This is a genomic window from Pseudomonas linyingensis (assembly GCF_900109175.1).
Lineage (GTDB): Bacteria > Pseudomonadota > Gammaproteobacteria > Pseudomonadales > Pseudomonadaceae > Geopseudomonas > Geopseudomonas linyingensis.
Window position 1 is genome coordinate 50,032 of the sequence record NZ_FNZE01000023.1, and the last position, 6,000, is coordinate 56,031.

Consider the following 6,000-nt stretch of genomic DNA (forward strand, 5'->3'; position numbering starts at 1 on the left):
ACATGGGCGACAACAAGACTCCAATCACCGCCTCCAGCTCGGAACCTTCGGCTCCCACCCCGGGCAATCGCCTGGTTCGTCGCAGCCCCACGCCGATGGCTCTGGAGCAGCGCTTCGTGTTCGATGGTGCCGCAGCAGCCGATGTGGTCGATACCGCGACCGCCGTTGCCGAGCCGGCCCCGCAGGCGGCCGAGCCCCTGTCTGAAAACCTGCTATTGGCGGCCTACGGACCTGCGGCAGAACCGCAGTCGATTTCCGTCGAAAGCAACGCGCCCGTAGCGGCGACCTCCGAATTGCCGGCAGATGACGGCAACCTGTTCCATCAGGGTGAGGACAACGCGGCCCTGAGCGAGGCTGCAACCACGGCAACGCAGCTGATCCAGAACTATCTGGCCGAAGCGAGCGACGAGCAACTGTTCGCCCTGTTCCGCGGCGAGCAAAGCAGTCCCGACGCCCAATGGAGCGCCAACCTCGCGCAACTGCGCGATGCCGTTGCCAGCGGCACACTCGACATCAGCCTGACGCTGCTCGACAACGCGCAATTGAACGGTGCGTTGGCTGCCTACACCCCGGAAGGGCCGCAAGGTGCAGCGACCATTTTCATCAACAGTGACTGGCTGAATGTGCTGGATGTACAGAAGGTATCGAGCCTTCTGATCGAGGAGTACGGTCACCACATCGACCACGTATTGAACCAAGGGGTGGACACCGCAGGAGACGAAGGCCAACGCTTTGCTGCCGTAGTCACCGGAGCCGACACCAGCGCAGCGGGTTTTGCGACCGACAATGACCACACCACGCTGCAGATCGAAGGCGAGTCGATCGAGGTCGAGCTGGCGAATCTCAGCTTCAGCAACGCCTACGCTATCAATGCCGCCACCACTCCGGCCGGCAAGGAGTCGAACAGCCACGACTTCATTGCCACGGGCCTGGGCATCGCCAGCATCAGCGACGACACCAACAGCAACCTGTTCAGCGGCAACGATGTCGCCGCCATCGGCATCAGCATCGGCGGTGAGGAGTATTTCGGCTGGATCAGCCGGCCAATCAAGAGCAACGGGGTGGTCCGCGGTTTCTACTTCTGGACCGACACCGATTTTGTCGACCTCGCCACCGCGCAAGCCGACGGCAATGCGGACGGCGACCGCAACGTGGCCGACAACCTCGGCTTCCTGCTGGTGGTGGACCAGGCCTGGTTCGACAACATCGGTTGGAAAGACCAAGCCGCCAACCTGAAGAACGTCGGCTCGTCCTCCGACCGCGTCGATAGCGCGCTCAACGCACTGATCCCCGGCCCGGTAGCCCCCGTCGCGGTCGCCGACGTGGCCATCGCCGTCGAGGCCGGAGGCCCGGACAATGCCACCCCGGGCAGCGATGCCACCGGCAACGTGCTGAACAACGACAGCGATGCCAACGGCGACACCCTGTCGGTCACCGCCGTCACCAGCAACGCCACCGCCAGTTCCAGCACCATCGCCAGCGGCAGCAGCGCCGTGGTGAGCGGCCAGTATGGCCAACTGACCCTCGGCGCCAACGGCGCCTACACCTATGTAGTCGATAATGCCAATGCCGCCGTGCAGGCCCTGCTCAGCAGCGCCAACACCCTGAGCGACACCTTCACCTACCGGATTACGGATGGCAGCGGCGGCAGCGCGACCACCACCCTGACCGTGACCATCCAGGGCGCCAACGACAACCCGACGGCCAGCGACGACTACAACGTGGCCAAGGAGTCACTGCTCACGACCGGTGCCTACGGCGTCAGCGATCCGCTGGGCAGCCAGGCCACCGGCAATGTGCTGAGCAACGATACGGACCCGGATCGCTACGGAGAGAGCCAGGCGGTCACTGGCGTGGGGATCGAGGGTGCGGCCACGGGCACGACCACCGCGACCCAGACCATTCTTTCCTTCACCACGCTGCCCAGCAACGTCAGCGTCGGCTACTACGTGTTCCTAGACGGCGACAGCCTCGACAACGACAAGAACGCAGGCACCGCGCTGCTGGATGCCAACGGTAATCAGATCACCATCGCCTCGATCGACACCACGGCCAAGACCTTCACTCTGAGCGGCACGGTGGCCAACGTCACCCTGTCGCAGAACGGCAGCCAACTGCTCGGCTTCGCCAACAACAGCGGCGGTAGCGCTGCATACAAGGACGCGTACATCCAGTCCAGCACCAATGCGGCCGGCACCCAGATCAGCATCAGTGCCCCACAGGGCACCATCGCCGTCGGCATGAGCGTTGGCGGCACCGGCCTGGGCACGGCGCCGACGGTAACCGCGGTCAACTACGATGGCAGCGGCAATGTCAGCTCCGTCACCCTGAGCAGCGCGGTCGCCCTCAGCGACCAGGCGCTGACCTTCAGCGCCGGGGCCGACGCCGGCGCCACGCTTATCGGCCAGTACGGCACCCTGCTGCTGAATGCCGACGGCAGCTACACCTACACGCCGACAGCCAACAATCCGGCCCTCGCCGCCGGCCAGTCGGGGCTCGAGCGCTTCGACTACACGATGCACGATGGCGCGGGCGCGACCAGCTCCGCCAGCCTGTTCATCACCGTGCTGGGTTCGGGCGCCAACGACCCCAATGCCGTGGCCGACAGCATCACCGCCAGCGAGCAGGGCGGCGTGGCCAACGCCACTCCCGGGGTCGATCCCAGCGGCAACCTGCTCAGCAACGACACGACGCCCAGCGGCAGCAACACCATCGTCGGCGCACGCAGCACCAGCGCCGCCAGCAGCACCACCATCGGTGCCGGCGACTCGCAGATCGCCGGCCTCTACGGCACCCTGACCCTGCGTGCCGACGGAACCTACAGCTATACCGTCAACAACGACAGTGCCACCGTCCAGGCACTGAACAGCACGGATAGCCTGACCGACACCTTCGTCTACACCATCGAGAACGGCCTATCGGCCAACGGCACTCCGCTGCGCGACTCGGCCACCCTGACCGTGACCATCCAGGGGGCCAACGACACCCCGCTCGCCACCGACGACAGCGCCACCGCCATCGAAGCCGGCGGCACCGGCAACGCCATCGCCGGCTACGATCCCGTCGGCAATGTGCTGGGCAACGACAACGACATCGACGACGCAGCCAGCGATCTGCGGGTGACGGCGGTCAGGACCGGCAATATCGAGGGTGCCGGCAGCTCCGGAACGATCGGCAGCGCCATCACCGGCAGCTACGGTTCGCTGACCCTCGAGGCCGACGGCAGTTGGAGCTATGTGGTCGACCAGAGCAACAGCGCGGTCAACGCCCTGGCGCCCGGCCAGACCCTGACCGAAGACTTCAACTACACGGTGACCGACCGCTCCGGCAGCGGCCTGTCAGACACCGCGGTACTGACCATCACCATCCAGGGGGGCAGCGACACCGTCGCGGTCAACGACGTCTTCGTCAACGAAGGCTCGCCCTACGCGATATTCACCGTGACCGGCGGCGCAGGCGTCCGGATCGAACTCGCCCTGGACGACGCAGGACTGCCGGCCACCGACGTCCGCGCCACCCTCGGCACAGATGTCGGCACCCAGATCGAATACTTCGACGGCAGCGTTTGGGCCGCCTACGACTCCGGCAATCCGCCGAGCATTCCGGGCAGCGGCCAGTTGCTGGTACGGGTCGCCGTGCATCAGGACGACGTTCACGAGGGCAACGAATCCTTCCGCCTGATAGCCACCACCAGCGACGGCAGCCAGAGCGCCGGCATCGGCACCATCAACGACGAAGGCGAAGGCGACATTTACCTGGCCGGCAACACCAGCGGCACACCGGATAGCACGGCACTGGATGACGACCGTCCGACCCTCAGCGTGTCCAGCCCGACGCTGATGGAGGGCGGCTACGCCCAGTTCACCGTCGCCATCGACAAGCTCTCGACCAGCGACATCGGCTTCACGCCCAGTCTGAGCGGCGGCAGCGCCACCCTCGGCACCGACACTGCGCCGGCCGGCACCCTGGAAGTCTCCAGCAACGGCGGCAGCAGCTGGAGCACCGTGACCGGCCCGGTCACCATCGCCGCAGGCCAGAGTTCGGTCCTGCTGCGCATCGCCACCGTCGACGACAGCGACATCGAGTCTGCCGAAACCTTCAGCCTGTCCACCGGCTACATCTCCGGCACCGTGACCAATGCCGACGGCGCCTCCGGTACGGCAACCCTCGGTGACAACGATGCCACCAACACTCCTCCGATGCTGGCCTACACCAGCCTGAGCCTGACCGTGAGCGAGGATGCGGGCGCTCCCGTTGGCGCCGTCGGCTCCCTGCTCGGCGACTTCACCGGCGGCATCAGCGACGCCGACAGCGGCGCGCTCAAGGGCATCGCCATAACCGCCACCGACTCCAGCAAGGGCACTTGGTATTACAGCCTGAATGGCGGCAACACCTGGCAGGCGGTGGACAGCGTCAGCGTCAGCAGCGCCCTGCTGCTGGCCGACAACGGCAGTACTCGGCTGTACTTCAAGCCGAACGCCAACTTCAATGGCTCCATTGCCTCGGCGCTGACCTTCAAGGCCTGGGACCAGTCCAGCGAAACGGCTGGCACCAAGGTCAACACCGTCCCCAAAGCCTTCGTGATTCCGGACTCGGGCGCGGTAATGCCCTACCCCTCGACGCTGACGGTTTCCGGAGTGTCAGGCACGCTGACGGACGTCAACCTGACGTTGAGCTCACTGACCCATACCTATCCAGCGGACCTCGACATCCTGCTGGTCGGCCCCCAGGGCCAGAAGGTGCTGCTGATGTCCGACGTCGGAGGTAACGGCGATGTCAACAATATCAACCTGACCTTTGACGACGAGGCTGCAACCGGCCTTCCTAGCTCCCAGCTCAGCAGCGGCAGCTACAAACCAACGAACAGTGGCAGCTCCGATACATTCAGCGGGATCGCGGAAACCACTTTCAGCAGCCTGCTTTCCGCCTTCGACGGCACCAGTCCCAACGGCAGCTGGAGCCTCTATGTCGTCGATGATGCCGGATCCGACTCCGGCACTATCGGCAGCTGGACGCTGACCCTGACGACCGCCAGCGGCAGTACCAACTTCGCAGTCAACCCCGTTGCCAGCAGCCCCTTCAGTACCGCCACCGACACGCTGAGCGTTACCGTCAGCCCGATCAACGACGCGCCTGTGGCTTCCGGCAGTACGACGCTGCCTTCTGTCTCCGAAGACACGACCAACCCGCCGGGAGCCACGGTAGCCAGCCTGTTCTCCTCACGTTTCAGCGACACTGCCGATCAGGTCAGTGGCGGCAGCTCGGCCAATACCCTAGCCGGCATCGCCGTCACCGCCTACACCGCCGACGCCACCAAGGGCGACTGGCAGTACAGCACCGACAGCGGCGCCAACTGGACCACGCTCTCGAACATCGCCGGCGACAGCAGCGCGCTCACCCTGCAATCCACCGCCCTACTGCGTTTCCTGCCCGCCACCGACTACAACGGCGCCGCCCCCGACCTGACCGTGCGGCTGATCGACAGCAGCACCAGCGTGACCGATGGCGCCACCCTGGATGCCAGCAACAACGGCGGCAGCACGGCCATTTCTGCCAGTACCGTGCTTCTGAGCACCAACGTCACGGCTGTCGACGACGCCAGCGTGCTCGCCGCCGACACCCAGACCGTCGACGAGGACACCCCGGCCACCGGCAACGTCCTGAGCAACGACAGCGACGTCGACGACACCCTGCAGGTCGCCAGCTTCGTCGTCGCCGGCGATGCCACCGTCTACACCGCCGGCCAGACCGCCACCCTCGCCGGTGTCGGCAGCCTGGTGATCGCCGCCGACGGCGACTACACCTTCACTCCGGCCACCAACTGGAACGGCGCGGTGCCGCAGGTGACCTACACCACCGACACCGGCTCCAGCACCACCCTCGACATCACCGTCGACCCGGTCGACGACGCCAGCGTGCTCGCCGCCGACACCCAGACCGTCGACGAGGACAACGCCGCCAGCGGCAACGTTCTCGGCAACGACAGCGATGTCGACAACA

1 protein-coding gene is annotated in these 6,000 nt (G+C 65.7%); it reads left to right on the plus strand.

The genetic code is table 11. The annotated features are described in order from the left end of the window. Positions 1-2: 2 nt before the first annotated feature. On the plus strand, positions 3-6,000 hold a 5,998-nt coding region (locus tag BMZ19_RS20445), incomplete at its 3' end, for a beta strand repeat-containing protein (protein ID WP_170847820.1).